The 26,372-nt window shown below is 62.7% G+C and carries 29 protein-coding genes and 1 tRNA gene; 12 read left to right on the top strand and 18 right to left on the bottom strand.

Annotation, left to right across the window (positions count from 1 at the left end):
* Positions 1–6: 6 nt before the first annotated feature.
* The 3 genes from D3D01_RS06695 to D3D01_RS06685 all read left to right on the top strand — a co-directional run bounded on the left by D3D01_RS06695 (position 7) and on the right by D3D01_RS06685 (position 4,250).
* Positions 7–2,460 (top strand): bacterio-opsin activator domain-containing protein, encoded by a 2,454-nt coding sequence (locus D3D01_RS06695; protein ID WP_121511661.1) that lies wholly within the window; start codon positions 7–9, stop codon positions 2,458–2,460.
* A 99-nt stretch (positions 2,461–2,559) separates the two neighbouring features.
* On the top strand, positions 2,560–2,859 hold the full coding sequence (locus D3D01_RS06690) for a HalOD1 output domain-containing protein (protein WP_101350648.1): 300 nt from the start codon (positions 2,560–2,562) through the stop codon (positions 2,857–2,859).
* A gap of 422 nt (positions 2,860–3,281) precedes the next feature.
* Complete coding sequence (locus D3D01_RS06685; protein ID WP_121511660.1) at positions 3,282–4,250, top strand: terpene synthase family protein; 969 nt, start codon at positions 3,282–3,284, stop codon at positions 4,248–4,250.
* 74 nt (positions 4,251–4,324) lie between these two features.
* On the opposite strand, the gene D3D01_RS06680 is transcribed toward D3D01_RS06685, so the two are convergent.
* Complete coding sequence (locus tag D3D01_RS06680; RefSeq protein WP_121511735.1) at positions 4,325–5,833, bottom strand: (R)-citramalate synthase; 1,509 nt, start codon at positions 5,831–5,833, stop codon at positions 4,325–4,327.
* 193 nt (positions 5,834–6,026) lie between these two features.
* Positions 6,027–6,374, bottom strand: a complete 348-nt coding sequence (locus D3D01_RS06675) for a DUF192 domain-containing protein (RefSeq protein WP_121511659.1) — start codon at positions 6,372–6,374, stop codon at positions 6,027–6,029.
* A gap of 82 nt (positions 6,375–6,456) precedes the next feature.
* On the opposite strand from D3D01_RS06675, the gene D3D01_RS06670 reads away from it, so the two are divergent.
* From D3D01_RS06670 to D3D01_RS06655, 4 genes are all read left to right on the top strand, one after another.
* Positions 6,457–7,005, top strand: coding sequence for a hypothetical protein (locus D3D01_RS06670; RefSeq protein WP_121511658.1), 549 nt, complete (start codon positions 6,457–6,459; stop codon positions 7,003–7,005).
* A 71-nt stretch (positions 7,006–7,076) separates the two neighbouring features.
* Positions 7,077–8,174, top strand: a complete 1,098-nt coding sequence (locus D3D01_RS06665; protein WP_121511657.1) for an ATP-binding protein — start codon at positions 7,077–7,079, stop codon at positions 8,172–8,174.
* 69 nt (positions 8,175–8,243) lie between these two features.
* Positions 8,244–8,813: a GMP synthase subunit A gene (locus D3D01_RS06660; RefSeq protein ID WP_121511656.1), complete on the top strand. Its 570-nt coding sequence runs from the start codon at positions 8,244–8,246 to the stop codon at positions 8,811–8,813.
* Positions 8,814–8,868: 55 nt separating this feature from the next.
* Complete coding sequence (locus tag D3D01_RS06655; protein ID WP_121511655.1) at positions 8,869–10,725, top strand: DUF2070 family protein; 1,857 nt, start codon at positions 8,869–8,871, stop codon at positions 10,723–10,725.
* Between the two features lie 187 nt (positions 10,726–10,912).
* Here D3D01_RS06655 and D3D01_RS06650 read toward each other — a convergent pair.
* Positions 10,913–10,997 (bottom strand) — tRNA-Ser (locus D3D01_RS06650).
* A gap of 85 nt (positions 10,998–11,082) precedes the next feature.
* On the opposite strand from D3D01_RS06650, the gene D3D01_RS06645 reads away from it, so the two are divergent.
* Positions 11,083–12,030, top strand: coding sequence for a MoxR family ATPase (locus D3D01_RS06645; protein ID WP_121511654.1), 948 nt, complete (start codon positions 11,083–11,085; stop codon positions 12,028–12,030).
* Here D3D01_RS06645 and D3D01_RS06640 read toward each other — a convergent pair.
* A complete protein-coding gene (locus D3D01_RS06640; RefSeq protein ID WP_121511653.1) occupies positions 12,027–12,437 on the bottom strand; it encodes a GtrA family protein in 411 nt (136 codons plus the stop codon). The two genes, D3D01_RS06645 and D3D01_RS06640, sit on opposite strands and share 4 nt — an antisense overlap.
* A 6-nt stretch (positions 12,438–12,443) precedes the next feature.
* Positions 12,444–13,862, bottom strand: coding sequence for a sulfatase-like hydrolase/transferase (locus tag D3D01_RS06635; protein WP_121511652.1), 1,419 nt, complete (start codon positions 13,860–13,862; stop codon positions 12,444–12,446).
* 220 nt (positions 13,863–14,082) lie between these two features.
* Here D3D01_RS06635 and D3D01_RS06630 point away from each other — a divergent pair, with 220 nt between their 5' ends.
* Positions 14,083–14,610, top strand: coding sequence for a GNAT family N-acetyltransferase (locus tag D3D01_RS06630; protein ID WP_121511651.1), 528 nt, complete (start codon positions 14,083–14,085; stop codon positions 14,608–14,610).
* A gap of 18 nt (positions 14,611–14,628) precedes the next feature.
* Here D3D01_RS06630 and D3D01_RS06625 read toward each other — a convergent pair whose 3' ends face one another.
* The 3 genes from D3D01_RS06625 to D3D01_RS06615 are packed head-to-tail and all read right to left on the bottom strand — an operon-like array spanning position 14,629 to position 17,546.
* Positions 14,629–16,347: an AarF/ABC1/UbiB kinase family protein gene (locus D3D01_RS06625; protein WP_121511650.1), complete on the bottom strand. Its 1,719-nt coding sequence runs from the start codon at positions 16,345–16,347 to the stop codon at positions 14,629–14,631.
* 18 nt (positions 16,348–16,365) lie between these two features.
* Positions 16,366–16,722: an Hsp20/alpha crystallin family protein gene (locus tag D3D01_RS06620; RefSeq protein ID WP_101350660.1), complete on the bottom strand. Its 357-nt coding sequence runs from the start codon at positions 16,720–16,722 to the stop codon at positions 16,366–16,368.
* A 47-nt stretch (positions 16,723–16,769) separates the two neighbouring features.
* The gene (locus D3D01_RS06615) at positions 16,770–17,546 is read right to left on the bottom strand and encodes a GIDE domain-containing protein (RefSeq protein WP_121511649.1); all 777 of its coding nucleotides are present in this window, start codon (positions 17,544–17,546) and stop codon (positions 16,770–16,772) included.
* 199 nt (positions 17,547–17,745) lie between these two features.
* On the opposite strand from D3D01_RS06615, the gene D3D01_RS06610 reads away from it, so the two are divergent.
* Entirely contained in the window at positions 17,746–18,672 is a 927-nt protein-coding gene (locus tag D3D01_RS06610; RefSeq protein WP_121511648.1) for a molybdopterin-binding protein, read from the top strand.
* Here the strand turns inward: D3D01_RS06610 and D3D01_RS06605 are convergent.
* From D3D01_RS06605 to D3D01_RS06580, 6 genes are all read right to left on the bottom strand, one after another.
* On the bottom strand, positions 18,660–19,307 hold the full coding sequence (locus tag D3D01_RS06605) for an HAD family hydrolase (RefSeq protein WP_101350663.1): 648 nt from the start codon (positions 19,305–19,307) through the stop codon (positions 18,660–18,662). The genes D3D01_RS06610 and D3D01_RS06605 overlap by 13 nt on opposite strands.
* Positions 19,308–19,414: 107 nt before the next feature.
* Complete coding sequence (gene lwrS / locus D3D01_RS06600) at positions 19,415–19,834, bottom strand: LWR-salt protein (RefSeq protein WP_101351465.1); 420 nt, start codon at positions 19,832–19,834, stop codon at positions 19,415–19,417.
* A 10-nt stretch (positions 19,835–19,844) separates the two neighbouring features.
* Positions 19,845–20,123, bottom strand: a complete 279-nt coding sequence (locus D3D01_RS06595; protein WP_101350664.1) for a 4a-hydroxytetrahydrobiopterin dehydratase — start codon at positions 20,121–20,123, stop codon at positions 19,845–19,847.
* 41 nt (positions 20,124–20,164) lie between these two features.
* Entirely contained in the window at positions 20,165–21,511 is a 1,347-nt protein-coding gene (gene hemA, locus D3D01_RS06590; protein ID WP_121511647.1) for a glutamyl-tRNA reductase, read from the bottom strand.
* Complete coding sequence (locus tag D3D01_RS06585; RefSeq protein WP_121511646.1) at positions 21,508–22,155, bottom strand: bifunctional precorrin-2 dehydrogenase/sirohydrochlorin ferrochelatase; 648 nt, start codon at positions 22,153–22,155, stop codon at positions 21,508–21,510. The genes hemA and D3D01_RS06585 overlap by 4 nt, the downstream gene beginning before the upstream one ends.
* 46 nt (positions 22,156–22,201) lie before the next feature.
* Positions 22,202–23,257 (bottom strand): Lrp/AsnC family transcriptional regulator, encoded by a 1,056-nt coding sequence (locus tag D3D01_RS06580; protein ID WP_121511645.1) that lies wholly within the window; start codon positions 23,255–23,257, stop codon positions 22,202–22,204.
* 111 nt (positions 23,258–23,368) lie between these two features.
* Between D3D01_RS06580 and D3D01_RS06575 the strand changes: the two genes are divergently transcribed.
* Positions 23,369–23,659, top strand: coding sequence for a hypothetical protein (locus D3D01_RS06575; RefSeq protein ID WP_101350668.1), 291 nt, complete (start codon positions 23,369–23,371; stop codon positions 23,657–23,659).
* A gap of 5 nt (positions 23,660–23,664) precedes the next feature.
* Here D3D01_RS06575 and D3D01_RS06570 read toward each other — a convergent pair whose 3' ends face one another.
* From D3D01_RS06570 to D3D01_RS06560, 3 genes are all read right to left on the bottom strand, one after another.
* Positions 23,665–24,075 (bottom strand): DUF5778 family protein, encoded by a 411-nt coding sequence (locus D3D01_RS06570; RefSeq protein WP_121511644.1) that lies wholly within the window; start codon positions 24,073–24,075, stop codon positions 23,665–23,667.
* Between the two features lie 176 nt (positions 24,076–24,251).
* The gene (locus D3D01_RS06565; RefSeq protein WP_004517064.1) at positions 24,252–24,446 is read right to left on the bottom strand and encodes a cold-shock protein; all 195 of its coding nucleotides are present in this window, start codon (positions 24,444–24,446) and stop codon (positions 24,252–24,254) included.
* A 2-nt stretch (positions 24,447–24,448) separates the two neighbouring features.
* Complete coding sequence (locus D3D01_RS06560; RefSeq protein ID WP_004517065.1) at positions 24,449–24,643, bottom strand: cold-shock protein; 195 nt, start codon at positions 24,641–24,643, stop codon at positions 24,449–24,451.
* Positions 24,644–24,758: 115 nt separating this feature from the next.
* Between D3D01_RS06560 and uppS the strand changes: the two genes are divergently transcribed.
* Complete coding sequence (gene uppS / locus D3D01_RS06555) at positions 24,759–25,685, top strand: polyprenyl diphosphate synthase (protein WP_121511643.1); 927 nt, start codon at positions 24,759–24,761, stop codon at positions 25,683–25,685.
* Here the strand turns inward: uppS and D3D01_RS06550 are convergent, their stop codons facing one another.
* Positions 25,686–26,294: an undecaprenyl diphosphate synthase family protein gene (locus tag D3D01_RS06550; RefSeq protein ID WP_101350671.1), complete on the bottom strand. Its 609-nt coding sequence runs from the start codon at positions 26,292–26,294 to the stop codon at positions 25,686–25,688.
* Between the last annotated feature and the right edge of the window lie 78 nt (positions 26,295–26,372).

The raw sequence follows: 26,372 nt of genomic DNA, 5'->3' as shown, positions 1-26,372 counted from the left end.
AACGGTATGGAGAAGCCGGTCGGTGGAACGGATGAAGACGAACAAGCGGCACCTGACACACCGGCACAGCAGTCCCCCCCTGTGCTGTTGGAGACGCTCGCCGCGCGAATGCCCGAGCCAGTGGTCGTCGTCGCCGCGGACGGGGAGATACGGACCGGGAACGATCACCTCTGTGCGCTCCTTGACTCCGACCCGTCGGACGTGTTTGGAAGCCAGATAGCTGCGTTCTTCCCAGCTCTGCGTGACGCTGACCTCGGGACCCACTGCAGTGAGTCACCGGGAACACCGCTGACGTCGTCGTGTACTGCCGGCGACACGGAACGGTGGGTCGAAATCGCCTTCGAGCCCCAGCAGTGGGACGGCGAGGAACTGTATCTGGGTATTGTTCACGATGTCACCGAGCGCCACGAGCGGACGGAGATGCTCGAGCAGTACGAGCGCATCGTCGAGACCATCGAGGACGGCATCTACACGCTCGACGAGGGGTTCACGATGCAGACGGTCAACAGCGCCGTCGAATCGATGACTGGCTACGACAAGGACACGCTGGTCGGGTCAAACGCGACGCTGCTGGCGGACGAATCCGTCATCGAGGAGGCCGCGGAGATGTCGCGACAGTTCATCGAGGGCGAACGCGACGTGGGGACGCTGACGACGGACCTCCGGACCGCCGACGGCGAGACGCTCCCGATAGAGACCAAGTTCACCACATACGACCGCAAGGACGGGAGCTACCGGCAGGTCGGTGTCGTCCGCGACATATCGGACCGGAAGCGGTTCGAGGAGACGCTCGCAGCGCTACATGAGTCGACCCGGAAGTTGCTACACACGGAAACGAAGACGGCTGTGGCCGAACAGATACTCGACACCGCCGTCGACGTGTTGGAGTTGCCCGACGTAGAGATCTACCTGTTCGACCGGAGTGACAACACCCTCCGAAGCGTCGGCGACGTCGAGACGGATCGAAGCGCGTCTGTCGGACCGGGCGAGAGCACGGTGTGGGACGTGTTCGTACAAGACAGCCCAGTCGAAGTCGCCCCCGGCGACTCCATCGACCTCGGGGCGGGACCAGTAACGGCGGACGCGAAGCGACTCTGTCTCCCGCTCGAAGACCACGGCGTGTTTTACATCGAACTGGGTGAGCAACACAGCGACGCCAGAACGCGCGAGATGGTAGACCTGCTCGCCGCCAGCGCGGAAGCCGCACTCGCACGCGTCGACCGCGAGACGACGCTCCGAGAACGCGAGGCTGAACGCCGCGAACAGAACCGCGAACTGCGGCGGCTCAAGCAGGTCAACGCGATCATTCGACGGATCGATCAGGTACTCGTCGAAGCGGAGACCACCGAGGAGATCGAACAAGCGGTGTGTGACCAGTTGGCCGACTCACAGTGGTTCTCTTTCGCCTGGCTCGGCCGGCAGGATGCGACGGAACTCGTCCCCCGGGCGTGGGCGGGCGACACCGCGAGCTATCTGGACGCCATCTCGCTGTCACTCGAACGCGGCGGCGGACCGCCGGCCGTTCAGACCGCACAGTCCGAAACGATGACTGTTGTCCCGTCAGTGGCCGACAACCTCCGGGGCGACCACTGGCGGACTGAGGCGCTCTCTCGCGAATTCCAGTCGGCGCTCAGTATCCCGCTTGAGTACGACGACTTCGTCTACGGCGTCCTGACGGTGTACGCCGACCAGGAAGACGGGTTCGATGAGATGCTCCAAGAGGTGTTCGCCGAACTCGGTGAGACAATCGCGAATGCGATACGGGAAATCGAATCCCGGCAGCGACGGGCCGGCGACGGCACTGTCGAACTCGAACTATCGCTGTCTGCTCCGCAGTCGTTCCTGACCCAGCTCGCGGACCGGCTCGGCGTCTCTGTCGTCTGCGAAGGCGCCGTACAGCGAGGCGACGGTGCACTCCGTCTCTTCCTCGCTGTCTCGGACTGTGACCCGGTTGTTGTCGAGGAACAGCTGCTATCGATGGCTCGTGTCGACACCGCGCGAGCGATCTCTACCGACCAGCGGGACGGGCTTTACGAGGTTGTCGTGACTGGCCAGACCGTCGCAGGGACGCTACTGGAGCAGGGCGGGCGGTTGAAATCGATCCGAACGTCGACGGGCGGACTCACGGTGACAGTTGTCGTTTCGGGTGAGACCGACATCCGGAAGTTTGTCGAACAGTTCGACGAGCGCTACGCCAACGTCGCGCTGATTGCGCGCCGTGACGGCGCAGAGTCTGACAGTCAACAGGACGGGACAGTCCGGTCGGCGCTGGAAGAGCAACTCACAGACAGACAGTTTGAAGTCCTCCAAACGGCGTACCTGAGTGGCTTTTTCGACTGGCCCCGAGAGACGACCGGGCAGGAAATCGCGGCCAGTCTGGACGTGTCACAGCCGACGGTCAACCGGCACCTCCGCGTCAGCGAGCGAAAGCTGCTCGAACTCGTGTTCGGCGATAGCTGACGCCGTCGCTATACTATTAGTGGTCAGTCAACCGAGCTGTATCTGTATAGCCACAATCACCTTTTCAATCACTCATCAAACCACAAACAGCGACGAACAATGTCCCAGGCAAAACTGGTCTACAGACCGACACCCAACGAACCGCTGAGCGAAACCATCGTCCACGCCGTGGCTGACACGCTGGGTGTCGACCCCGTCGACCTCGATGATCGAATTAGTGACTGTATCGATCCAGATGCGCTGGACCGGCTGTTCCGCCCAGACACGGATGGGGCACCGAGTCCTGACGGCCTGGTCGTGTTCAGTATGGCCAACTGCCGCATCGAAGTTGAGGGGAACCGCTCAGTTCTGGTGACACCGTCCCGTGACGTTTCGGCCGCAACCGGACTCGAAGCGTAACTTGACCCCACGGCTGTTCTCCTGACACTCTCTATCGTGAGTGGTCCCGCCGACAGGTGGGTTATTATTACCTTATTTTCCTCTCTGAGTTGTATATCGCCGATACGTTTCAGTAAGTAGATATTTCTTTTCCGGTAGCAATTGAAAAACTGGTACGTAACCTGGAGTAAAACCGGTCAAATACCTTGTTAATAGTATACTACCAGCAGGCTAGGCGTCAGTACCACTATAGGCTCAACTTCGCCTTTCGGATGTATGGACGTCGGACACCAACTGATCGAAACCGGCTCGCAGTCGGGTAAGAACGCCAAGGCAGTGACCGTTCAATCCGAGGCAGTAGAGACAGCAAAACCTCAGTTAATCAGACATTATTCCACCGACTGTGCCGGAATAGAGGCTGCAAGCGTTGGAGGGCAGTCACGATGAGCGTTGAGTCTCCGTCGGTTGATGCACAGAGCCTTCTCGAAGAGGTTCGGACGACCAGCCTCCCGGACCGGGTTGCAGAACTGGCAGACGAGTACGAGCGGGTCTGTGGCGAGCGTGATCGGTTCCTCTGGCAGTGGATCTACTCGCTGTTCCCCGAGTTTACCCTCTCCTCTGTCCATCCGGCCCACGCAGACCACGTCCGGACACAGAAGACGATTCTCACGATGTACGTCACGATTCTGGACGATATCGTCGAGAACGACGGAGACCGAGACACCTTCGAAGAGGCCCGACGGCTTGTTCAGGACCCGTCAGCCGTTGACCCGAGCCGTGCGGCAGTAAGTGAAGACTATTTCTCCTTTATCGAGCGCGTCTGGCGGGAGTTCGAGGGGGGACTGACCGACGCGCCGCGCGTCAACGAGTTCTACGACGTGTTCACGTACGATATGCGACAGACGCTGAACGCGATGGACTACAGCGCAGTCGTCAACGAGAACCCCCGGATTGCGAACCTCAGCGGGGCAGAAACTTATGGGGCACATAACATGGTAATGTTCCCCTACGCGGCTGTTGACCTCATGTATTCGCCGGATTTCGAACTCGCTGACTACGGCACCGTTCGGGACCTCATCTGGGACCTACAGGAGATGGCCCGAATCGGCAACTGGCTCACGACATGGGAACGAGAGGTCAAAGAAGGGGACTACACTGCGGGAATCGTCGTGTTGGCACTTCAGGAAGGGTTCGTCACACCCGAAGAACTGGAAAATCCCGACGGGAAAGCCGAACTCATCGACAAAATCAAAGCCGAACAGTTCGAGGCCCGGTTCCGGGACCGGTGGGCCGACATCTACCAGTCCGTTCGCGACCGCGAGTTCGACACCGAGAGCGTGGACCTCGATGCGCTGGTTCGAGGCATGGAAACAGTGTTCCAGTACCACGAGGCCAGCCGCGGACACAAGTAACAGAACGATATTCCGTGTTCTGCGGAGAGGCCCGAACTGGTTTTGTGTGATTAAAACAGGAGTCTGCTGTGCCGTCAGTCGTCGGCGACGAGCGTTTCTTCGTCGTCGGCGACGAGACGGTCCATCGCATCGACCATCGCACGCACGGACGCCCGGGTGATGTCCGAGTCGCTGGCAGAGACGACAACGTGATCGTCACCGCGTGACATCTCGATTTCGACAGTGACGAGTGCGTCTGTCCCGCCCGTGATAGCGTCGACGTGATAGTCTTCGAGTGTCGCGTCGGCAGTGTGGGACAACGCCACTTCGGCGGCGTTCATCGCGGCGTCGACCGGTCCAGAGCCGACCGCTGCCTCCTTGCGTTCCTCGCCGTCGACCGACAGTCGGACGCTCGCTGTCGGCGTGTCAGAGCCCGAAACAGCGGTTAAGCCGAGGAGTTCGACCCGGCGGTCACGCGCATCGCCGGTCACCTCATCGGCGATAGTCAGCAGGTCGGCATCGGTGACTCGCTTGCCGCGGTCCCCGATCTCTTTGACGCGGCTGACAATTTCCGAGAGCTGGTCTTCGGTGACCTCAACATCGTGCTCGTCGAGGGCGGCCTCGACACCGGCCCGGCCCGCGTGCTTGCCGAGCGCGAGGCGGCGCTCGCGCCCCACCTTCTCGGGCGGGTACGGCTCGTACATCGAGTCGTCTTTGAGCGTGCCATCGGTGTGAATGCCGGACTCGTGGGTGAAGGCGTTCTCGCCGACGACCGCCTTGTTCGGAGCCAGCGGGATGCCGGTCCGGTTGGCGATGAGCTGGGCGAGGTCGTACACCTCAGTGAGGTCCATCGACTCGACGCCGTAGCCGTGGTCGAGCGCGATGGCGACCTCTTCGAGGGCGACGTTGCCGGCACGCTCGCCAATGCCGTTTATGGTCCCATGGACAAGGTCCGCGCCCGCTGCGATAGACACCAAGGCGTTGGTCACCGCCAGCCCCAAGTCATCGTGGGTGTGGGTGCTGACCGGACCCAGATCCGAGAGCCGAGAGACGCATTCAAGCGCGCGGTCCGGCGTCGCGTGGCCGACTGTGTCGGCCCAGCAGATGCGGTCCGCACCGGCCTCGGTGGCCGCTCCGAGCAGTTTTTCGAGGTAGTTTAGGTCGGCCCGCGAGCCGTCCTCTCCGATGACCTCAACCCAGAGCCCGTGATCGACAGCGTACTCCACCAGTTCGACGGTGTTGTCGACGTTCTCGGTCTTCGAGGTGCCGACCTTCTGTTCTACGTGCTTGTCGCTGGCCGGAACGACGAGGTTGATGCCGTCGACACCACAGTCGAGCGCGAGGTCGATATCGTTCTGGATCCCACGACAGAAGCTGGTGACAGTACTGTCGAGGTCAAGTCCCGCGACGCGGGAAATCGTCTCGCGTTCGCCGGGGCCAGTACAGGCGCTCCCGGCTTCGATGACATCGATACGCGCCGCATCGAGCGAGCGGGCGATGTCGGCCTTGTCGTCCGGCGTCAGCGAGACGCCGGGGGCCTGCTCACCGTCGCGCAGTGTCGTGTCGAGAAACTGTACCTCACCGACATCTGAGAGCGCACGCATCGCTGGGTGCCCCTCGAACAGTGTGTTCTGACTCACAGAAGATGCTCCATCACGCGCCACGAATTTCGCGGCCAGCCGCCTCGCGGCGACTTCCTCTATCCTCCGTCGGGTGTTCCGACATAGTGGTGACTACTCTAATCCTCACGGTCTAAAAGGTGACGGAACCGACGACCACACTTCATACCGGTCGTGTTCAGGATTCTAAGCGGACCATGTCACCCACAGAGACGTCTGATGCCGCGCCGCGAGGCAGTTCGATGACAGTGTCCGCGTTCGCGTAGCCGACCGAGCGCCAGGGTTGCATGGTTTCGACGGCTTGGACCTCCTCGTCGACGAGCCAGAGTACGTCCAGCGGGAACCGGACGAACAGCATGTGGATAAACTGTCGGCTGGCGCGGTTGAAGGGGAAGACAAGCGCGTAGTCGTCGGGAATCGATGACCGGAACATCAGCCCCCGGCTCTGTTCGAGTATCGATTCGGCGTATTCCACTTCCGTCGCGAGAGGGCGAGCCGCGCCGCCGGGGTCGTGGACGAGCCGCATACCACCGCGGAAGTCGTACGAAGTCAAAAAGTCTTCTGTCGGAACAGAGGGTTTGAGGGGGCATGGCCACGGACTATATGACATGGAGAAGGCTCCCGGGGGGACATCCGTCGGCGTTGACGACCCGTACGACCACGTGACGCGGTGTGACTTCGTTACCAGAGAGGGGAAGTGCCGCTGGGCGCGCGAACACGGCCGCCACGACCCCGAATTCGCCAACACACGGAGCGCTGACGACTTTCGCTGTCCGGCAGCAATCGCGCCCGACGACGCAGATGAAGACACAGAGCCGGAATGGGACTGGGCCGACTGCCCGCATTTCCGCTCCCGGAACCACGACCGGGAGTGTGTTCGCTGCGGACTCGAAGAGCGGCGTATGGCCCACTCCGACGAGCGGCCGCTACTGGAGGAACACCACCTCTCGTACCGCGGCGACGGCGACGAGCTATCGCACGAAATAACGGTGTTTCTCTGCCGGTGGTGTCACGCCAAAATCCACCAGTCCTGGGCGCGGCTCGACGACGACGTGAATCCAGACCCCGAAGCCATCGCACAGCGGGAACAGCGCCGCTCTAAGGAGCAATCCGAACTGGGGTTTGAATTGGCAGCCGACCGCTACGACGACTCGTAACTCCATCTTAATATCAAATTTGATATCTGGTGGCAGACCCATAAGTAGGATCACAGTAACTGAGTAGTATAGTGACCTCTCCGGCGCTCACGAAGCAGTCGCTGGGGACGGGATATGTCGTCGCAACCGGTGTTGTGATCACCGGCGCACTGCTCGCCCACGGCATCTCTACCGTCCGGCCGTCCCTGATTGACATAGTCATCCTCAGCGTGGGGCTGACACCGGCGCTAGCTCTAGTAGCGGCGAATTACTGGCTTCCGGTGAGCGGACTGTCCGGCGACCAGATATGGACTGCTGCGGAGTGGTGCGGGCTGGGCATCGCGCTGTTTACGCTCATCAAAATCGTCGTACTGCTCGCCCCGATGCCGCAGTCCTCGATGATCCCGTCGATACTCGCAAGCGGGGTCGCAGTCGGCGGGTTCGGCGGGATTTTGTTCGGATGGCTGCTCGAACTCCGGCGGTCCCGACGCCGACTCGCCCAGAGCAACGAAGTGTTGTTTCGAGTGCTCAGGCACGACCTCCGGAACAATCTCAACGTGGCACTCGGACACCTCGGCGAACTGCAGCGGGAGACGGCAGAACGCGGCAGCCCGAAGTCGCGTGCACACGTCGAGCAACTGAGCGGGACCATCAATGGCATCATCGACACCACAGAGAAGGCGAGACAGATAGAGTTCGCGTTCGATGCGGACCGCCGCGCACAGGAGCCGATTGACCTCGTACCGTGTATCAGAGAACAGGCGAAACAGATCACGCAGTCACACCCGGAGGCCACCGTCGAACTCGACCTCCCTGAACAGTCGCAGGTGTACGCCGACTGGATGCTCGACATCGTGTTCCGGAATGTTGTCGAGAACGCAGTCGTCCACTGCGAGGAGACCCCGACACTGTATATCTCGGTCGAAGAACACGGCCGAACCGTGTTCGTCCACATCGCCGATAACTGTCCGTCGATTCCACAGCACGAACGGGAGGTCCTCGACAGCGGAGAGGAGACGCAACTGCACCACTCGAAAGGAGTCGGACTGTGGCTGACGACGTGGATCGTCGAAAGTTACGGCGGGGCCGTACACCTCACGACCTCGGACGACGGCAATGTCGTGACGCTGGAACTGTGCGGCCCGACGGTCCTCGACGAGATTCGCCAGACCCTTCGAGAGTGGCCCTGAAACCGGACGCGAGGGGACCCGTCGACCGCATCAGGAGATATATACGCCTTCGCGGCCTTCGCGTCAGTAATGACCCGAATCGACGTTATCGACAATCACGGACAGTTCACACATCTGGAGCAACGCGCGCTCCGTGACATGGGCGTCGACGTTTCGCTCAGGGACAACACGACCCCACCCGAGGAGATTGACGCCGACGGCATCGTCCTCTCGGGCGGCCCGGATATGGACGATATCGGGAACTGTCCCGAGTACCTCGACCTCAACGTTCCCGTGCTCGGCATCTGCCTGGGCATGCAACTCATCGCCGACGAACTCGGCGGCCGGGTCGGCAGCGGCGAGTACGGTGGCTACGCGGACGTGACGGTCGACATTCTCGACGAGGACGACCCGCTCCTCGGTTCGCTGTATCCCGACACGCGTGTGTGGGCCAGCCACGCTGACGAAGTGAAGGAGGTCCCACCCGGATTCGAGCGAACCGCGACTTCCGATGTCTGTGGCGTCGAGGCCATGAGCAACACGGACGAGGCGATATACGGCGTCCAGTGGCATCCGGAGGTCGCTCACACCGAAGAGGGCGAAGAAGTGTTCGAGAACTTCCTGTCGGTGTGTGATCAGCAGTCTGTCGCCCGCCAGTAACCGCCGGGGAAGAATGTAACTGGTTTTATATTCGCTCGTAGGGTGTGATACAAAAATGACGGCGACACAGGGAAATCTTGCTAGCCTTTCTCGATTTATTTTCAGGGCTCCGACCTGGTATACGAGCCTCGCCTTCGCGCTGATCATCGCCGCGATGACTGGCATCGTTGCGTTCGACTCACGGTTCATCCTTGACGACGCATGGCAGGGCGTGTTTCTCATCGGCCTGCCGACTTCAATCGCCAGTGCCGTGACGCCGTGGGTCGACCGCCAGTTGGGCGGGCAACTCACCCCAAACCGGGCCACTTTGCTTGCAGTCATCTGTGAGCTCATCACCATCGCGATGCTGACCATCGCCGGCCTTATCGCCATCTTTACTGTCCGCCTTGGGCAGAACTTCGTCTTCGACGTGTTGCTAGTCGCGCTGGCGTCGATATTCGCCTTCCGGCTGCTGATACTGATGGCCGTCTCGCGGCACTCACTGCTGAAAGCGACGATTCCGGCGAGCGTCCAGACAGTCACTGCCGCCGTGTTGCTGGCGATATACAGCGGGGCGACCGCGTTCATCCTCGAAGACCCGATGCTCCGGGAGTACCTTTCTCGCCCCGAAGAGGTCCCGCCACAGGTCCAGGGGTTCATCCCGGAAGACTTCATCATTCTCGCGGTTATCTGTGTCATCTACGCGCTGGCGGTCTGGCTGTTCCTCGTTGTCATCGACCAACCGTGGCGCTCCTCGCTGGGCGTTTCCGCGCTAGATTTCCTCCGGGGCTTCATCGGCCACATCGCCGAGGGCACGCGTGAACTGGAGGAGTTCTTCGAGGATATCGGCGAAGAGGCCGTCGTTCCGGTCACCTTGCTGTCGGTCCGTCGGCCGGACGGTGAGGAGAAAGCCCGGTTCGTCCTGCCGATGATTCACCCCGGTCCGATGGGTGAGATTGGCGGGGGGAACCTCCCCAGACGCGTCGCCGAGTCGGCTGACGGCCTCGCATTCCCGCCCCACGCGACTGCCGGCCACGACTTCAACCTCGTCACAGAGCGGGAAGTCGACAAGATTCTGTCGACGGCCGAGACAGCGTACCAGCACATCGAATACGACAGCCATGCGACGGCAGGCCACCGAGTCACCGAGGGCGAGGCCACGCTGACGGGACAGGCGTTTGGCTCCGACGCGCTCGTCGTGAACACGTATGCGCCAGGCTGTGCCGACGACGTGGAGTACGCCGTCGGACTCTCAGCGATGTCGGAAGCGCGGGCCGACGGGCTGGAAGACGTGCTGCTGGTCGACGCGCACAACTGCAACGACGGACTCGAAGGCGACGACCTCGGCCACGTCGTGCCCGGCAGTCAGCGGTCCTTCGATATGCTCCACGGAGCTGGCCAGCTCGGGAGCCTGCTCACAGACGCCGAAACTGGCCAACTCCGCTGTGGGGTCGCCTGGGACGCAACGCCCTGGGAGCCTGCGGAGGGCATCGGCCCGCTCGGTATCCGGGTCTGTGTCTTCGAGGTCAACGACCAGCGGACGGCGTACGTACTCATCGACGGCAACAACATGGAACCGGGCCTCCGTCAGCGCATCATCGACGCCGCCGAAGGCGTGGATATGATGGAGGTGATGACCAGCGACACCCACATCGTCAATACTGTCGAGGCCGAGAATCAGGTCGGGCAGGCCATCCCCGAGAAGGAAATCGTTGCGCTCATCGGGGACCTCGTCGACAGAGCCGTCGCCGATCTCGAACCCGTCGAGGCCGGGATGGCGAGCGAACAGGTGACTGTGACAGTGTTTGGAAACGACCGAACCGAGACGCTGGCTTCGACCGCCAATGCAATGGTGTCGATGGGCGGGGCGCTTGCCGCGGCGTTTATTCTCATCGTCATGACCATCAGCGTGCTGATTTTCTTGCTGACCTGACGGGCAGTCGACCGGAGACGGTCCGCCTAGACCCAGTGCTATCGCCCGGTGTTCAGTCAGAGAGCCCGGGGAGCGGAGGCGAACCACGGGCGGTGGTCACAGCATCGCGCCGTGGCTCCTCATCCGGGTTTCGACTGTCTGTTACAGCATTCAGACTCGCGACGCTCACCGGTTCTGGTACAGAGAACGCCGAGGAGGAGATTTGAACTCCTGAGTCCGTGAGGACAGTTGCTCTCGAAGCAACCGCCTTGGCCAGGCTAGGCTACCTCGGCTCATCCATCAGTACCGCCGTTTGCTCTTTAGGGGTTTCGATTTCGGACTCGACACCCCTTTATCGGACCCGTAACATGACAGACTATGGACGCTACCGAGGCAAGCGAGGTGTCGAGTCAGATCCTCGACGAGATTGGGAGTGCCGTCATCGCTGACCGCGGTTTCTTCGAGACGGTGCTGGTGGGTGTTGTCGCGAAGGGCCACGTCCTCCTCGAAGACGTGCCCGGCACAGGGAAGACGCTGACCGCCCGCAGCGTCGCGACCGCGCTGGGACTGTCTTTCTCCCGCATCCAGTTCACGCCGGACCTCCTGCCGGCCGATATCACGGGAACACACATCTTCAACGAGGAGACCCGGAGCTTCGAATTCACTGAAGGGCCAGTGTTCGCCAACGTCGTACTGGCCGACGAAATCAACCGCGCACCGCCCAAGACACAGTCCGCGCTGCTCGAAGCGATGGAGGAAGGACAGGTCACCGTCGACGGAGACACGTACGACCTGCCCGAGCCGTTCTTCGTCATCGCCACGCAGAACCCGGTCGATATGGAGGGGACCTTCGAGTTGCCGGAGGCACAGGTCGACAGATTCCTGGCAAAGACGTCACTCGGCTACCCCGACGACGAAGGCGAGGTCGAGCTCCTCCGGCGGCGTGCCGGCCGGACGACACAGAGCCCGACCGTGGAACCGATACTCGACGCGGCATCGGTCACGGAACTCCGGAGTGTCCCGGAGACGGTCACCGTCGACGACGACCTGCTGCAGTACATGGCTGACCTCGTCCGGGCGACCAGGGACGACTACCGCGTGGATGTTGGAGTCTCACCACGTGGGACCCAGCGGCTGTTCGAGGCGACGCGAGCGATGGCGACAATCGCGGGCCGGGAGTACGTTGCGCCGGACGACATCAAGCGGGTCGCACAGCCGGTGCTGGCACACAGACTGGTGTTAACCCCTGATGCCCGCGTCGAGCAGGTGGACAAGGGAACGGTCATCCAGAGCGTGCTCGACGAGGTCCCCGTTCCGACGGTCTAACCCCACGTCCAGTGGGCGTCCAGCGCGTACCGGTACACGCCAGTAATGACGATTGCGCCGCCGTTCCCTATGAGGTACGTCACGCCGCCCCAGGTGACGAACGCATAGAGGAGGCCCAGTTGGAGCGGAATTGCTGTTCCCCGGACGAGGTTCGTCTTCCCCATCCCCAGCATGTACTCTTTGAGCGTCGAGTGTTGCGAGCGGTGAAACGTCCAGGCGTTGTTGAGGACGTACTGTAACAGTATCGTGAGTTCGATAGCGAGCGCCGCCCCGAGGATGTAGTTTAGACCGCCGACATCGACGAACGACCACAGCAACACCGTCTGGGCGGATGCCGCGACCGCGCCGACAAGGAAAAACCGGACGAGTTGCTGTCGCCGGGCCGGTGTGACGACAGCAGACGCCATACAGCCTTACTGATAACCGAGCGCCTTTAACCGTGCTGTTATTTCGTCGGACGCTTCAGTGGTTCCAGCTCCGTTCCCGTCGCTGTCGAGTGTGGCGAGGTGCTCAGCGACAGCATCCGAAAGCCGGTCGAGAACGGTCGCGGGCGGGTCGCCGTCCGTCGAGTCCGAACACAGGTCGACCTGCTCCTCGGGGTCGTTCGTCCGGTCGTACAGTTCTTGACGGCCCGACTCTGTGAACTCGATGTACGTGTAGCGCTCGTCACGTGCGCTGAGGAGGAGTTCCCCGTCCGCGCGGCTCCGTGGAATCGGTTGGCTGGTCACGCTCTCGCCCCGGACCGCTGCGGAGACGATGGGGCCGCGGTCCTCGATAGCCGCGCCGTGGACCGCCGGAGCGACAGACTCCCCGTCCCACTCCGCCGCGGGCGTGAGCGACAGCAGGTCACACACTGTCGGCGCGATTGTATCGAGGCCGACCGGCGTCTCGACCGACTGGTCCTCGCTGTCCGGCGTCGAGACGATGTAGGGAACGTCGATGAGTTCTCGATAGAGCTTGGGGTAGTGGGCGAGATGGCCGTGTTCGAGGAACTCCTCACCGTGGTCGCCGGCGACGATGATGGCCGTATCGTCGCGGTGGCCCTCGGTTTCGAGGGTGTCGAGTAGCCGACCGACGCTGGCGTCGACCTGCCGGACTGTCGCCTCGTACAGGGTCCGAAGTGTCTCCAGCGTCCGGTCGTCGACTTCCCAGCCCAGCCCGGTTCGGAGGTGGGACGTGAGCATCCGGAGAACGCCGAAGTGGTTGTCCGACACTTCGCGAATATGCCGCGGTGCCGGCACGTACGGCGTGTGCGTGTCCATATAATGGACCCACAGGAAGAACGGCCCATCGGTCGTCTTCAGGAACTCAGTCGCGTGGTCTTCGAGGTCTCCCATCCGGGACACGTCAGCGAAGGGGCGTTCGTCGGACCCGCCGCTGAGAACGGTCGCAGCGCGTCGGAACGGCGAGGTTCCCAGCTGGACCCAGGCCTGAATCGTCGGGTGGGCCGCCAGGTACTTGCTGTAGCCGCCGCTGTCGACGAACGGCTCGAACTCGTCGAACCCGCGGTCGTACCCCCAGTGATCGGTGAGAAAGCCGTTTGCGGCGTTGAAGCCTGCGGTCTCGATACCGGCATCGGACACCTGCTCGGCCAGCGTCGGCGTCGACGCCAGACCGATGTCCTCGCTCTCCGCGAACACTGGCCGTGACCCGTGGATGCTGGGAAACGAGAACGGCGTCCAGTTTCCCTGTGCGGCGGCGTTTTCGAAGACGACGCCAGATTCGGCGAGCGAGTCCATGACAGGGGAGACGCTGTCAGCGCCACCCAGTGCGTCCGCCCGCAGCGAATCAACCGTGACCAACACCACGTTGTTGGTTGCTGGGGCCGTCATTGTCGACTCACATGCCCCCTTGATCGCAATGGTATCGACGTATCGCGTCCGCAAACGGGGGGTTGCACCCAGCACGTGCCACCGAATTCTCTCATACCCCCTGTACCAGAGCCGGAATACTGAACGTTCCGGATAAATTCAGGCAGCTATAATAGAACCATACGCTGATAAGGTAGAATTAAAGCCTCACTTCGACAATGAGTCGTCCAGAGCGTATTCGATGACCGACCAGATTCAGTTTCGGTCCTACGACGACCGAGACGCCGCCGCCGTCTGGCGTCTCCACGAGCGGGCGATCCGTGCGACCGGCAACGACCCCAGCGACATCCCCGGGACGTCAGACCTGAAACACATCGAAACGCGGTATTTCGACACCGGCGGCGCGTTTCTCGTCGGTGTCGTTCCCGCCGTCGACGACGAACTGCCGGAGACGTTCGACGGCGGCCTCGCCGCGATGGGGGGGTTCCTCCCGAACGAGGTCGGCCACGCCGACGAGCGGACTGTGCCCGGCGCGGCCGAACTCCACCGGATGCGGGTCGCTCCGTCCCGGCAGCGGCGTGGCTACGGTCGTCGACTCCTGCACAGACTCGAACAGCAAGTGGCTGAGCGGGGGTACGAGGTCCTGCTTGCGACGACATCACAGAGCCAGCCCGCCGCGGTCGCGTTCTACCGCGACGAGGGGTATCAGGAGGTCGACCGGTCGACACAGGACGAGTACGAACTCGTTCACTTCGAAAAGCGGCTCTGACCCTCCCTCGGTCGGCGTTCAGTCGCCGCTGTAGGCGTCGTCGGTGTCCTCGCCGAAAGAGGTGTTGAGTCCGCCCGGACTCTCCCGGTCTTGCTCGCGCATACTCTGTCGCGTGAACTGCGGCTTGGCGCGGACGGCCTTCTTCGTACGGAACGACCACCACAGCGCCAGAGAGAGACCGACGGTTCCAGCGATGCCGACCCCGGTGGCCGGCAGCGACGCCTGCGTGTAGAGAAACGCCGTCGAGAACAGTGTGCTCGCGAGCAACATCCCGAGGATGAGCCGCTTGGTCATCGTCGCGAGCAGCCCATCGGAGTCCTCAATGTCGGCCTGCACGCGGAAGTCCTCACGCTCGACCCTGTCGAGGGCGGACTCCAGTTTCGGCGGGATCCGGACGGCCGACCGGGCGGCATCGGACACTTCGGTTGCGCGGTCCTCGACGAAGTTCCGCACGCCCTCGGCGATGTACCCCTCCTCGCGCAGGTAGTCGGTGGCGACGCCGATGAAGTCGAAGTCCTCATCGAGGGTGACACAGACGCCTTCGACGACTGTGGCGACGCGCAATACGAGCGCCAGGTTCGCCGGCAGTCGGAGCGGAAACTCGTAGATCGTGTCCTCGACCTGCTGGATGATCTGCTGGACGCGGTACTGCTCGATATCCTCGCCGCGAGCGTCGGCGATGGCCAGTTCCATCACATCGCCCATCACTTGCCGGTCGGCCTCCGGCGAGAGCGTCCCCATCTCGATGAGGGCGTCGAGGATGGCGTCGATGTCCTGGTCGGCGACGGCGGCGTAGAAGTCGATTATCTTGTCCTGGACGAACGGGTCGACCCGGCCGGACATCCCGAAGTCGTAGAAGACCAGCGTCCCGTCGTCCTGGACCGCGAGGTTCCCCGGGTGGGGGTCGGCGTGGAACACGCCGTCGTCGATAATCATCTGGAGGTACGCCCGCTGGAGCGTCTCAGCCAGCTCCGTCCGGTCGATACCGCCCGCATCGAGGCTGTCGATGTCGTTTATTTTCGTGCCGGGGACGTACTCCATCGTCAGAACCCGCTGGGTGGAGTGGGACTCCTTGACCTTGGGGATGCAGATGCGGTCGTTGTCCCGGAAGTTCTCCCGGATTTCGGTGAGCATCCGCCCCTCGCGCTGGTAGTCCATCTCCTCGCGGATGGTCTTCGAGAACTCGTCGGCGAGCGTCTCCAGCGAGAACGACCGGGAGTCGTCGATGAAATACATCAACAGCGGCAGCGACCAGCGGACGACCCGCAGGTCAGCCTCGACCAGCGCCTCAATGCCGGGGCGGCGAATCTTGACCGCGACCTTCTCGCCGTCGACCTCCGCCAGGTACACCTGCCCGAGCGACGCGCCGCTTATCGCCTCCGTCTCGAACTCGTCGAAGCGGTCGTCGACAGGGCCGAGTTCGTCTTCGAGGACGACCCGCGCCTCGTCCCAGTTAGCCGGTGGCACGCGGTCCTGTAGCTTCGAGAACTCCTCGATGTACTCCGGTGGCAAAACATCCGGCCGCGTCGAGAGGATCTGGCCGAGTTTGATAAAGGTCGGGCCGAGCGTCAACAGCGAGTCCAGTAGTTGCTGTGCTCGTTTGCGACGCTGTTCGGACGTGACGCGGCGCGATGAGCCGATCACGAAGAACCGTTTTCGGTCTCGTGCGTACGCGACCAACAGGGGCAGGAAGTGACGAGCGACGACGAGGAACCGCCAGTACGCGCGAAGGTTCACCGGATTGCCACCTCTGAGTCAGTCCCCGTCGATCGGAATCGTCGTACTCGGTGCGGCTGTTGCCTTCGGCAGGCGGAGTTCGAGGACGCCGTTTTCCACGGTTCCCTCTCCGCCCTGACCGGTCGTGTCCGGCGGGAGCGGGAGTTCGGCATCGAGGAAGACAGAGCGGTCCTCGCGGACGAAGGTGAACTCTCCGGGCACATCCTTGGTCCGTTGCCCGTCGATGCGAAGGCGGCCCCCTTCAACGGTCACGTCGATTGTATCCGCGGTCACACCCGGCAGGTCGAGCACGAGCAGGTATTCGTCCTCGGATTCGAGCACGTCCGCGAACACGGCATCGGGAAGGTCCCGAAGCGCTTCACGCAGGGCAGACATACGCTCGTCTAGGTGGTAGGCTGTGGTAAACCCGACGGTCTTCGCTACTACAGGAGGACGGAGAGGAGGACGGCAGCGCCGATGAGGACTGCGACAAGTCCGAACGCGACTTCGGCGATACTGCCCCGAACAATCCGTCGGGCAGTACCACGCTCGCTGGTGTCGGAGATAACGAATACCGGCGTCGCGTTGCCGTTCCCGACAACAGCGTCGACCAGATTGCTCCCCCATTCTGTGGCGGGGCCGCGCATCGCCTGGCCGTAGACGTACACGTCCTCCCCAACGTCCAGTCGGCGCTCGGTAAAGCGCTGTTTGTTCCCCAGGCTGATCTCCGTCACGAGCAGGTTCACGGAGCCGTCCTGCGCCTCGACGCCCTCCGTTCGCTCGACGTAGTCGGCCAAGCGCTCGGGGAGTTCAGTTCCGGGAGACACCGTCACTGACTGAGACTCGAACCGCACGTCCGCTCCATCGGGGTTCACTCGGACGCGGGCGTTCCCGTCGTCGACGACGAAGTCGACGCCGTTCTGTCCCTCGTCCAGCGTCTCCCAGTGTGAGTGTTTCCCGGACGACCGGTACTCCTCGACCTCGTAGGTGTATGCCAGACACTCGCTGCCGGTGAAGGGGGCCGTAACGGTCTCGCCCTCCTCGTGGGCGACAGCCGTACCGGTGATTTCGACGGGGCCGGTGTGGCCATCGAGCGAGCGCACCGGGACCGGATCGTTCCGGAGGATGTGAAACACCGTTTGGAGTTCCTGGCCGCCGCGGAAGAGGACGACGCTACCGATGAGCAAGAAGACGGTGGCAACCAGTTGCGGGAGGACCATACGTCGATGCCGGACCCGGCTGAAAAAAATGTTCCCAGTTATGCCGACCGACGGCTAGGGCGCGGCAGCCGGCTGAGAGCAACGTCGCCACACGCGGCAGCCAGCACAAAGCAGCGTCGCCGCGGTGGCTGAACCGGCACCGCATCGCGACAGCGCCACTACGCAGGGTACTTTTGATAGAGCGGCTGCTAGTACGGGTATGGCTGGCCCCTCGTCGTCGGATGCTGCGTCGCTCTCGCTGGAGACCGCCCGCCGCCGAATCGGCAGTGTTGCCGGACCCATCGACCGGACGGACAGAATTCCGCTCTCCGTCGCCGTCGGACGCATTCTGGCGACAGATACGACAGCGAACGAGCCTGTCGAGGAGGCAGATATCTCGGTCGACGATACTGTCTTCGAACAGGGCCATCAGGTACGGCCCGGCGACGTGGGGCTGCTGCGGGCAACCGGCGTCTCCGAACTGCTCGTCCGCCAGCGACCGCAGGCCGGAATCATACCAACCGGTGACGAACTCCGACCGGATGCCAGCACGGCCAGCAAGGTCGAGACGGCGGGGTTCACGCTTGCTCAGTACGTCGACCGGTGGGGCGGGAAGGTGACCTACCGGGACCCAATCGCCGACGACGCGCCGGCGCTCCGGATGGCCGTCCAGCGCGACCTTACCCGTGATATGATCGTCGTTACCGGAACGGAGCCGGGTGATACGCTCCGAGAAATCGTCGCCGAACTCGGCGAGGTGCTTGCGGACCGCCTCGCGATCGACCCCGGCCGTCGGGCCGGACTAGCCGTCGTCGAGAACCGACCGGTAGTACTGCTGCCGGAGTCGGCAGGCGCGGCCCGCGTCGGCGCTGTCCAGCTCGTTCGTCCACTCCTGAAGACGTTCGCCCACGCCCCACTGCCCGCCCATCCAGAGACACGAGCGACGCTCGCAGCGCACGTCGACAGTCAGACCGGCATCGAGACGTTTACTCCGGTCGCCGTAAGCGACGGGACGGCAACGCCGCTGCCCGGTGTTGACCTCGCGACAGCGACCCGGGCTGATGGCTGGGTGTCCGTGCCCGCGGACGAGGCCGGTATCGATGCCGGAACGGCCGTCACCGTCGAGGACTGGGACTACCTGCCCTGAGACGACGCCAGATCGAGCAACGTGGCGACGCGTCTGTCGCCGCGCACGCACCGTCCCGTCTCCGCCGGGGACCGCCGACCAACGTGGACGCCATCAAGGCCTGCGTTCCACGCCGCACCGATGTCTGACGGATTGTCCCCTGCCAGCACGCCGCTGTGGCCGTTGTACCAGACACCCAGCTCCCGCATCGCCAGTTCGACCGGTTTCGGGTCGGGCTTCCAGCCGATATCGTCGTCACAGCAGACGACTGTTTCGAACCAGTCGGCGATGTCGAGATGGTCAAGCACCGGTTCGGTGAGGTACTGCTGGCAGTGTGTGACCAGTCCGACCGGTGTATCGAGGGTTGCGAGGAACGCCTCGGCGTCGTCGTAGAGATACGTCGCCTCCGCCCGAGCGACGGGGTCTTCCTCCTCGTGGAACAGCCGCCAGAACTCCTGCTGGTCGACGCCGCGCTCTGCAAGCGTCCGTGACCGTGTCCCACCGAATCCGTACCAGAGTGCATCCCGTTCGCGGTCGGTGAACTCGACGCCGAGGCGGTCGCCGACAGCACCCATCACCTTCCGAGGGTAGGCTGGCTCGATGTCGACGAGCGTCCCGTCGAGATCAAACAGCCAGAAGTCGTAGTCGGTGGTCATGAGGATACATCATTTGGAGACTCTCTAATAAAGTCTTTCGGGCCCTACGACCGGTTTTATTGCGTATAACTGCTCTGTAGCCATTGACTACGCAGCGGCGGCTCGTTTCACGTCACCCGGATCGAGCTACCGAGGTACTTGTTGGTCACGTCGCTGACCGAGTCGGCATTGAACAGCGACAGGTCGTCCGCAATCTCGGCTTTCAGCGCGTCGAAATACGCCTCGTCAGTCCTGAGTTCACTGAACGACGCCGAAACGACCTGACAGCCGAGTTCGTCTGCGACGAGCCGGCGGAAGTGCGGTTCGTCAGCGATTTCACCCCGCCAGAGCGTGTCCCGGAAGAACAGCCAGCCGCTTGTCCCCGGGTCGTCAGCCGCCCGGTACAGCGTCGTCTCGAACCGGTCAGGGTCGGTCCACAACCCATCTGCGGCTGGCTCCAGTCGGACCTCTACCCGGAAAACGTACCGCGCGGTCGCGCCGTCGGGCGCAGTCGGCTGGAGGGCAGCGAGTCTGTCAGTCGTGTCCACGGTCACACTGTCAGTCGTGGATGCCGTTCAAGCGCTCGGCGAGATCAATGTCGTTCTCGGTGATGCCACCGGCGTCGTGGGTCGTGAGTCGAACTTCGACCTCGCCCCAGCGGATGGTCATCTCCGGGTGATGCCACGCGTCCTCAGCGATGCCAGCCGCAGCGCTCAGAAAGCCCGACGCGTCGAGATAGCCGTTGAACTCGAAGACGCGGACGATCTCGTCGCCTTCCCGGGTCCACTCTTTCGGTAGTCGGTCGCTAATCTCTTCGTCAGAGAGCAGGTCTGCCATATCGACCACGTCGGACGGCGTGGGCAAAAAGGTGGGCGTGGTCAGTCGTCGGAGAGGCGGTCGAGCACCGCGTTCGGGATGTCGTCGCGCATGCCGTCCGGGATGTCTTCGACCGACATACCCTGGGTGAATTCGGGCTGGGTAGCCTGGTCGGGGCCGCCGAAGTCCGGGTCGAACAGCTCCAGCGCCGTGTGAATTGTCGACCAGTCGTCCTCCTCCGCGGCGTCGCGCAGGCTCTTGGTCGGTGCGGCGAGAATCTGCGAGACGATAGCGTCGGCCATCGCTTCGATGACTTCTGCCTGGTCCTCGTCGAAGTCAGCCGCGGAAAGTGCGCTGTTTATTTCTGCGGCTTTGACCTGTTCGGCGCTCTCGTACATCGTCGAGATGACCCTGTCTGCGCGCTTGCGCTTGTACTGCGTGAGCAGCCGGTCGAACTCCTCGTCGACGATACGCTCGACCGCTTCGGCGGCTCGCTGTCGCTTGTTCCGCGTTTCGGCGGTCACCGACTCCAGCGCGTCGAGGTCGTACACCGTCACCGACGGGAGGCGGTCCGCGCCGGCCGGAACGTCGCGCGGTTGTGCGATATCGACAATTGACACCTCGCCGGCATCGCTGAAAGTCCCGATATCGAACACCTGATCGCCGCTTCCCGTCGCCGAAATGACCGCACTGGCCTCGGAGACCGCCGCCTCGATGCCGTCGAGCGCCACCGCACTGGCGTCGATGTCGACCGATTCGGCGACGTGCTCGGCGTGTGGGACCGTCCGGTTGGCCACGAGCAGCCGGTCTACCTCCTCGCTGAGTGCATCGGCAGCGAGTTGGCCCATCTCGCCAGCCCCGACGACGAGCGCTGTCTCGTCTGACAGCGAACTCTCCTGTTTGAGAAGACGCACCGCGGCGGAGGCAATCGAGACGACGCCCTCGTTGATTTTTGTCTCCGTGCGGGCGCGCTCGCCGACGTGAATCGCTTTCGTGATGCCGTCTTCCAGCATCGGGCCGATGCCGCCGACGCCGCGGGCGGTCTCGTAGGCGGTCCGGAGCTGGCCGAGGATCTGGTCCTCGCCCAGCACAATCGATTCGAGCCCGGCGGCCACCCGGAGCAAGTGACGGAGACTCTCCTCGTGACCCATCTCGACGACAACTTCGTCGGGCACGGCTCGGGTAAACAGTTCGAGCGCGTCGAGCCCATCCTCGTGATCAGAGACGACAACGTACCCCTCGGTACGGTTACACGTCTGCAGCGCAATCGCTTCTTCCACTGCGGGATTCGCGAGCAGGGATTCGACGGCGTGGCGCTCGCTGTCCGCCGCAGCAGTCTCTAATTGGTCGACGCTTGCGCGTTCATGGGAGATACAGACCCCAACGATTGCACCAGTGTCCCCTCTCACGTTTGATCACCAGGTAACTCTCCGGTCACGTCTCTAGCTACTTGCTCACCCTTGGACCTGCCACTATCTAAAGCCTTCCAAACTTCCCGTGACCTGACAACGAACCTAACGGCGTCACGCCGTTTGGCCGGCGGGACCCCTCGCTCGCGCAGGTCCTCACGGAGGTCGCCGACGAGTTCCGCCATCAGACCAGCGTTTCCGAACTCGTCTTCGAACTCCTCGCGAAGGTACTTCGATAGCGCTGGTGCGCGCCCGCCGGTTGCAATCGCGAGCGTCACCGGGTCGTCCCGTACCGTGGCCGGTACGACGACATTGCCAAACGACTGGTCACCGTGGTCGTCAGCGCGGTTGACGAGTGCGCCGTGGTCATTGGCGGCAGTGCTGAAGGCGTCGTTCAGGTCCGGGTCGTCCGTCGCGGCGACGACCAGCGCCGGGTCGGTCCGCTTGACCCAGTCCATGGCGTCCTCCGGGGTCGGTGCGGCCCGGACTTTTTCCGCGTCCGCGAACGCGCGATCATCGAACTCGGGACTGAGGACGACGACGCTCGCCTCCGCGGCGAACGTTCGGGCCTTGCGCGCGCCGACCGGACCGCCGCCAACGACGAGTACCGTCTCACCCTCAAAATCGTGCATGAGCGGAATCATCGGTTAGGGCTCCCTGATTCGACACTCCAGTCCGAGATGCGTACGTTCACGCGGTCTCGGTGTTCTGTCGCGCTCGTTCGTCCAGCCTGATACCTGTCTTTTTCAGGATGCGAGTCGAGAACAGCGTGTCCCAGTCGTCCTCGGTCACGTCCCAGTGGTCGGCCATTCGGTCGCGGACCTGCTGGATGCGCTCCTGGCTCTCCGCTTCACTTCGCCCGTGGGTCATCGCGAAGAAGTTGTACGGCCAGACGCCGTCGTGGCGCGGCCGTTCGTAGCAGTGGGTCACAAAGTCGAACTCGGCGATGGCCGGTCCCACTTCGTTGATGACCGCGTCGGGCACGTCCCAGACGGTCATCCCGTTCTCACTGTAGCCGAGCGCGTAGTGGTTCGGGATGACGCCGACGCGGCGGACCTTTCCTTCCATGTTGAACCGCTGTAGCGTCTCCAGTACCCAGTCGACATCGGCGCCGATCTCGTCGGCCACGTCGGCGTACGGTGTGGCAGTGACTGGGAGGCCATCTTGAATTTCAAGCACGAGATCAAGTTCGTCGGCGGTGAGAGACTGGCTGTCAGTCGGTGTCACATCCGGCCCTAAGTCCGAACAGTCGACTGCCTGCGTCTGTGGACCCTCGACGGGGAATTTCGCGCCGACGTGGAACTCCTGCTGTTTCGGGAGATTGTACGTCTCCTCGCCGGTTTCAGCCTCGATGTCGGCCAGGACTTCCTCGACACGTCCTTCTTCAGCCACCGAGACCACGAACCACATGTTCAGATGCGGATGTGCCCGCTCGTAATTGTGCGCGACCTCCGGGTACGCGTTTATAATTTCGGCATGGTCGTCATAGCTCTCCTCGGGGGCGTGGGTCGCGACGAGCGTGGCAGTGCCGCCAATCGCTTCGGCGTTGATGAGTGCCCCGAACCGCGTGAGCACGCCCGCGTCGTCGAGGTCCTGTACGCGCGTCAACAGTTCGTCCGCGTCGATGTCGACACCGTGGTCGGTAAGCGCCGACGCGGCCGGCTCGAACGGCCGTTCGACGACCGGGAACCCCCCCTGAAAGGCGTTCAGCACGGCCCGGTCTACTGTTCCGAGGTCTTCGCTCATAGCGCTATCTGGGGGTTCTGCGAATAAAAGCAGTCCGGGACAGGCGGGCGAATGCAGCCCGCACGCCCGGGTCGCCGGAGCGTTTTACCTCCTTGCGTCCCTACCCCGGATGTGGTAATCTCGACAGCCGAACTGACGGTCCGGCTGCTGGTCTACCTGTTCGTCTTGATAGGGGTGCCGCTGTGGTTCGTTCTCATGTTCCGGCTCATGGACTACGCCGCACACGACACGCTTGTCGAGCAGTTCAGCGGCCAGCCCAACGGTCGCGACACCGGCCAGCTCAACGCCTACTTCGAACAGGCCGCCGTCGAAGCAACAAACTGCCGTATCTGTGGCGCAGCGAACGGCCCTGACTACACCTACTGTCACAACTGCCAGGAACGGCTGGTGACCAGCGACTAACGTAGCTACTCGCCTTCGACCCCGGTGACAGCGTAGCCGGCGTCCTCGATAGCTTTGAGAATCCCGTCGTGGTCGGCGCTCGCCTCGTAGTAGAAGACTAAGTCGAAGGAGCCGTTGCGCAGGAGCTGCTGGCACTCCCAGACGAACTCTTCGTCGTCCAGCGTGAGGCCCTGATGCTGGTTCGAGGCGAACTCGGGGTCGTCGCTACCGGAGTAGACGAACGTGTCCGTCGGGTCCAGCCCCGCGCCCTCGGCGATGATTTCACCGACCTCGATGGTGGCCTGCATCATCTCTATCTCGTCACTGCCGTCGTACTCCGTGTGGACGACAGCGCCGTTGAGTTGAATCTCGCCCGGCTCGAGTAGTTGTTTGGTCCGGCGGTAGAGGTCCTCGTCGAGTGCGTCGGCCTCGCTCATACCATGCGGTCGGCGGCCCTGTCCCTAAGACACTTCGGATTCCGAGCGCTGGTCGGCTCTACCCGAAGATATTCGGGCCGTGAGACGGCGCGGAGATAGCGATGAGAAGACACGCGCTACCGGAACGCGCCGCTCCATCGAGCAACACTCCTCATCGAAAAGCGAGTCGCTCTCGCCTACAGCCGCGTGAGGTTCTTCGCCCGCGGGCCTTTGTCTGCCTGTTCGATCTCGAATTCGACTTCTTGCCCTTCTTCGAGGTCCGGGCCGCCGACGTCTTCCATGTGGAAGAACACGTCTTCGTCGGCATCGTCGGTTTCGATGAAACCGTAGCCACCCGTATCGTTGAAGAAGTCTACAGTGCCTGTCGCCATGGTTACAGCCGCGTGAGGTTTTTCGCGCGCGGGCCTTTGTCGGCCTGCTCGATCTCGAATTCCACTTCTTGCCCCTCCTCGAGGTCAGGACCGTCGATGTCCTCCATGTGGAAGAAGACATCCTCGTCGGAGTCTTCGGTATCGATGAAACCGTAACCGCCTGTGTCGTTGAAGAAGTCTACCGTACCGGTCGCCATTGCAATTTGAACGTTAAGCCGGGGTATATTAAAACTATGCGCATATATTTCACCATATTAGGCAGGAAATAACTGTACCCAGTCCCTTCCACAAAGCCCTTATTGAGTGGTTGAAATGATTACAACGATGCTATCGAGGGGGAAGCGACTGGGATATGCGGCCTACGAGCGATTGCTCCAGTGGGAACTATCCGGGACGCCCGACCACGTCGCTGTCATTCAGGACGGGAACCGCCGTTACGCCGAGAAACAAGGGACGAAGAAGCAAAAGGGCCACACAGAAGGGGCTGAAACGACGGAGGCGCTCCTGAACTGGTGTGACGAACTCGACATTCGTGAAGTGACCCTGTACGCGTTCTCGACGGAGAACTTCGATCGCGACCCCGAGGAACGCGAACACATCTTCGACCTCGTCGAACAGAAGCTCCGGACGTTTGCCGACGCTGACCGGGTCCACGAGGCAGGCGTGTGTATCCGCGCCATCGGCGAGACAGAGATGCTCCCCGAGCGGGTTCGTGACGCCATCGACTACGCGGAGGGACGAACCGCCCAGTACGACCAGCTCAATCTCAACGTCGCGCTGGCCTACGGCGGCCGGGCCGAACTGCTCGGTGCGGCCCGGGACGTCGCCACTGCCGTCGAGGACGGGGCCCTCGATCCGACGGACGTCTCCGCGGAGACTATCGAAGCGCGGCTCTACGAGGGGCCGACCCGCGACGTCGACCTCATCGTCCGGACCGGCGGCGACGAACGCACCTCGAATTTCCTGCCGTGGCACGCCAACGGCAACGAGGCCGCCACGTTCTTCTGTACCCCTTACTGGCCCGAGTTCCGGAAAGTCGACTTCCTGCGAGCGATCCGGACGTACCAGAACCGCGAACAGTCCTGGCGGACGACCCGTGCCGAGCGGTCGCTGGCACTGGTTCGTGCTATCGAGCAATCGGAACTGCCGACAGCCAAACGGATGCTCGGACGGTTCAGGGACGCGCTCCCGAGTACCGAACGCGAGCAACTCGACGAAGAGTACGACCTCGCGGACTGATTACCGCCCGAACCGCCGCTGTCGCTCCTGATAATCCCGCAGCGCCCGCAAGTAATCCCGCTGCCGGAAGTTCTGCCAGTTCACGTCGGTAAAGTACAGTTCCGAATAGACGGACTGCCAAATCATGAAATCGGAGAGCCGTTCGGCCCCGGTCTTGATGACCAGATCCGGGTCGGTCGGGAAGACGAGGTGCTCCTCGACCGCGGCCTCGTCTATGTCGTCCGGGTCGAGTGAGCCCGCATCGACGTCTTCCGCGAGTTTCTGGACGGCCGTCGCGAACTCCGACTGCCCGCCGAGTCCGATTGAAATCTGAATCGGGGCGTCGGCCGTCGTCTCGTCGTCCGGTACTCTGACCGCTATCTCCCGTGGCGCGGTGACATTTTCGAGCTCACGCTGCAGCGTCGGAATCGCCTCCTCGTCGAGGACGCTCACGTAGACGACGACGGTGTCAGTGCCGTACTGAACAGCCCAGTCGAAAAACCGCTCCAGGGTCCGATATGCACCGTCACCCAGCAGGTCTCGCTCTGTAATCACCAGCGCGACCGTTTCGGGCAGGTCGGCGTCGCTGCGCCGAACACGCGTTGCGAGATATCGGTCGTATAGTCCCACGTCCGCCGGTATGCTGACAGCCCCAGTAAATCCCACGGTCCCTTCGACAGTTCGGAAAGGGTAAGTGCCTCTCGGGGA

The organism is Haloarcula sp. Atlit-7R (assembly GCF_003666065.1).
GTDB lineage: Archaea > Halobacteriota > Halobacteria > Halobacteriales > Haloarculaceae > Haloarcula > Haloarcula taiwanensis.
This window is presented reverse-complemented; position numbering and strand designations above follow the sequence as displayed.

Excerpts from the sequence above, each read along its gene's own strand:
- D3D01_RS06635 (WP_121511652.1), bottom strand. The coding sequence starts at position 13,862 with ATGACGGCCCCAGCAACCAACAACGTGGTGTTGGTCACGGTTGATTCG.
- D3D01_RS06655 (WP_121511655.1), top strand. The coding sequence starts at position 8,869 with ATGACGGCGACACAGGGAAATCTTGCTAGCCTTTCTCGATTTATTTTC.
- D3D01_RS06670 (WP_121511658.1), top strand. The coding sequence starts at position 6,457 with ATGGAGAAGGCTCCCGGGGGGACATCCGTCGGCGTTGACGACCCGTAC.
- uppS (WP_121511643.1), top strand. The coding sequence starts at position 24,759 with ATGATTACAACGATGCTATCGAGGGGGAAGCGACTGGGATATGCGGCC.
- D3D01_RS06645 (WP_121511654.1), top strand. The coding sequence starts at position 11,083 with ATGGACGCTACCGAGGCAAGCGAGGTGTCGAGTCAGATCCTCGACGAG.
- D3D01_RS06585 (WP_121511646.1), bottom strand. The coding sequence starts at position 22,155 with ATGATTCCGCTCATGCACGATTTTGAGGGTGAGACGGTACTCGTCGTT.
- D3D01_RS06690 (WP_101350648.1), top strand. The coding sequence starts at position 2,560 with ATGTCCCAGGCAAAACTGGTCTACAGACCGACACCCAACGAACCGCTG.
- D3D01_RS06605 (WP_101350663.1), bottom strand. The coding sequence starts at position 19,307 with ATGACCACCGACTACGACTTCTGGCTGTTTGATCTCGACGGGACGCTC.
- D3D01_RS06630 (WP_121511651.1), top strand. The coding sequence starts at position 14,083 with ATGACCGACCAGATTCAGTTTCGGTCCTACGACGACCGAGACGCCGCC.
- D3D01_RS06580 (WP_121511645.1), bottom strand. The coding sequence starts at position 23,257 with ATGAGCGAAGACCTCGGAACAGTAGACCGGGCCGTGCTGAACGCCTTT.
- D3D01_RS06685 (WP_121511660.1), top strand. The coding sequence starts at position 3,282 with ATGAGCGTTGAGTCTCCGTCGGTTGATGCACAGAGCCTTCTCGAAGAG.
- D3D01_RS06695 (WP_121511661.1), top strand. The coding sequence starts at position 7 with ATGGAGAAGCCGGTCGGTGGAACGGATGAAGACGAACAAGCGGCACCT.
- D3D01_RS06570 (WP_121511644.1), bottom strand. The coding sequence starts at position 24,075 with ATGAGCGAGGCCGACGCACTCGACGAGGACCTCTACCGCCGGACCAAA.
- D3D01_RS06565 (WP_004517064.1), bottom strand. The coding sequence starts at position 24,446 with ATGGCGACAGGCACTGTAGACTTCTTCAACGATACGGGTGGCTACGGT.
- D3D01_RS06620 (WP_101350660.1), bottom strand. The coding sequence starts at position 16,722 with ATGTCTGCCCTGCGTGAAGCGCTTCGGGACCTTCCCGATGCCGTGTTC.
- D3D01_RS06615 (WP_121511649.1), bottom strand. The coding sequence starts at position 17,546 with ATGGTCCTCCCGCAACTGGTTGCCACCGTCTTCTTGCTCATCGGTAGC.
- D3D01_RS06640 (WP_121511653.1), bottom strand. The coding sequence starts at position 12,437 with ATGGCGTCTGCTGTCGTCACACCGGCCCGGCGACAGCAACTCGTCCGG.
- D3D01_RS06610 (WP_121511648.1), top strand. The coding sequence starts at position 17,746 with ATGGCTGGCCCCTCGTCGTCGGATGCTGCGTCGCTCTCGCTGGAGACC.
- D3D01_RS06680 (WP_121511735.1), bottom strand. The coding sequence starts at position 5,833 with ATGCGTGCGCTCTCAGATGTCGGTGAGGTACAGTTTCTCGACACGACA.
- D3D01_RS06595 (WP_101350664.1), bottom strand. The coding sequence starts at position 20,123 with ATGGCAGACCTGCTCTCTGACGAAGAGATTAGCGACCGACTACCGAAA.
- D3D01_RS06675 (WP_121511659.1), bottom strand. The coding sequence starts at position 6,374 with ATGCGGCTCGTCCACGACCCCGGCGGCGCGGCTCGCCCTCTCGCGACG.
- D3D01_RS06560 (WP_004517065.1), bottom strand. The coding sequence starts at position 24,643 with ATGGCGACCGGTACGGTAGACTTCTTCAACGACACAGGCGGTTACGGT.
- D3D01_RS06660 (WP_121511656.1), top strand. The coding sequence starts at position 8,244 with ATGACCCGAATCGACGTTATCGACAATCACGGACAGTTCACACATCTG.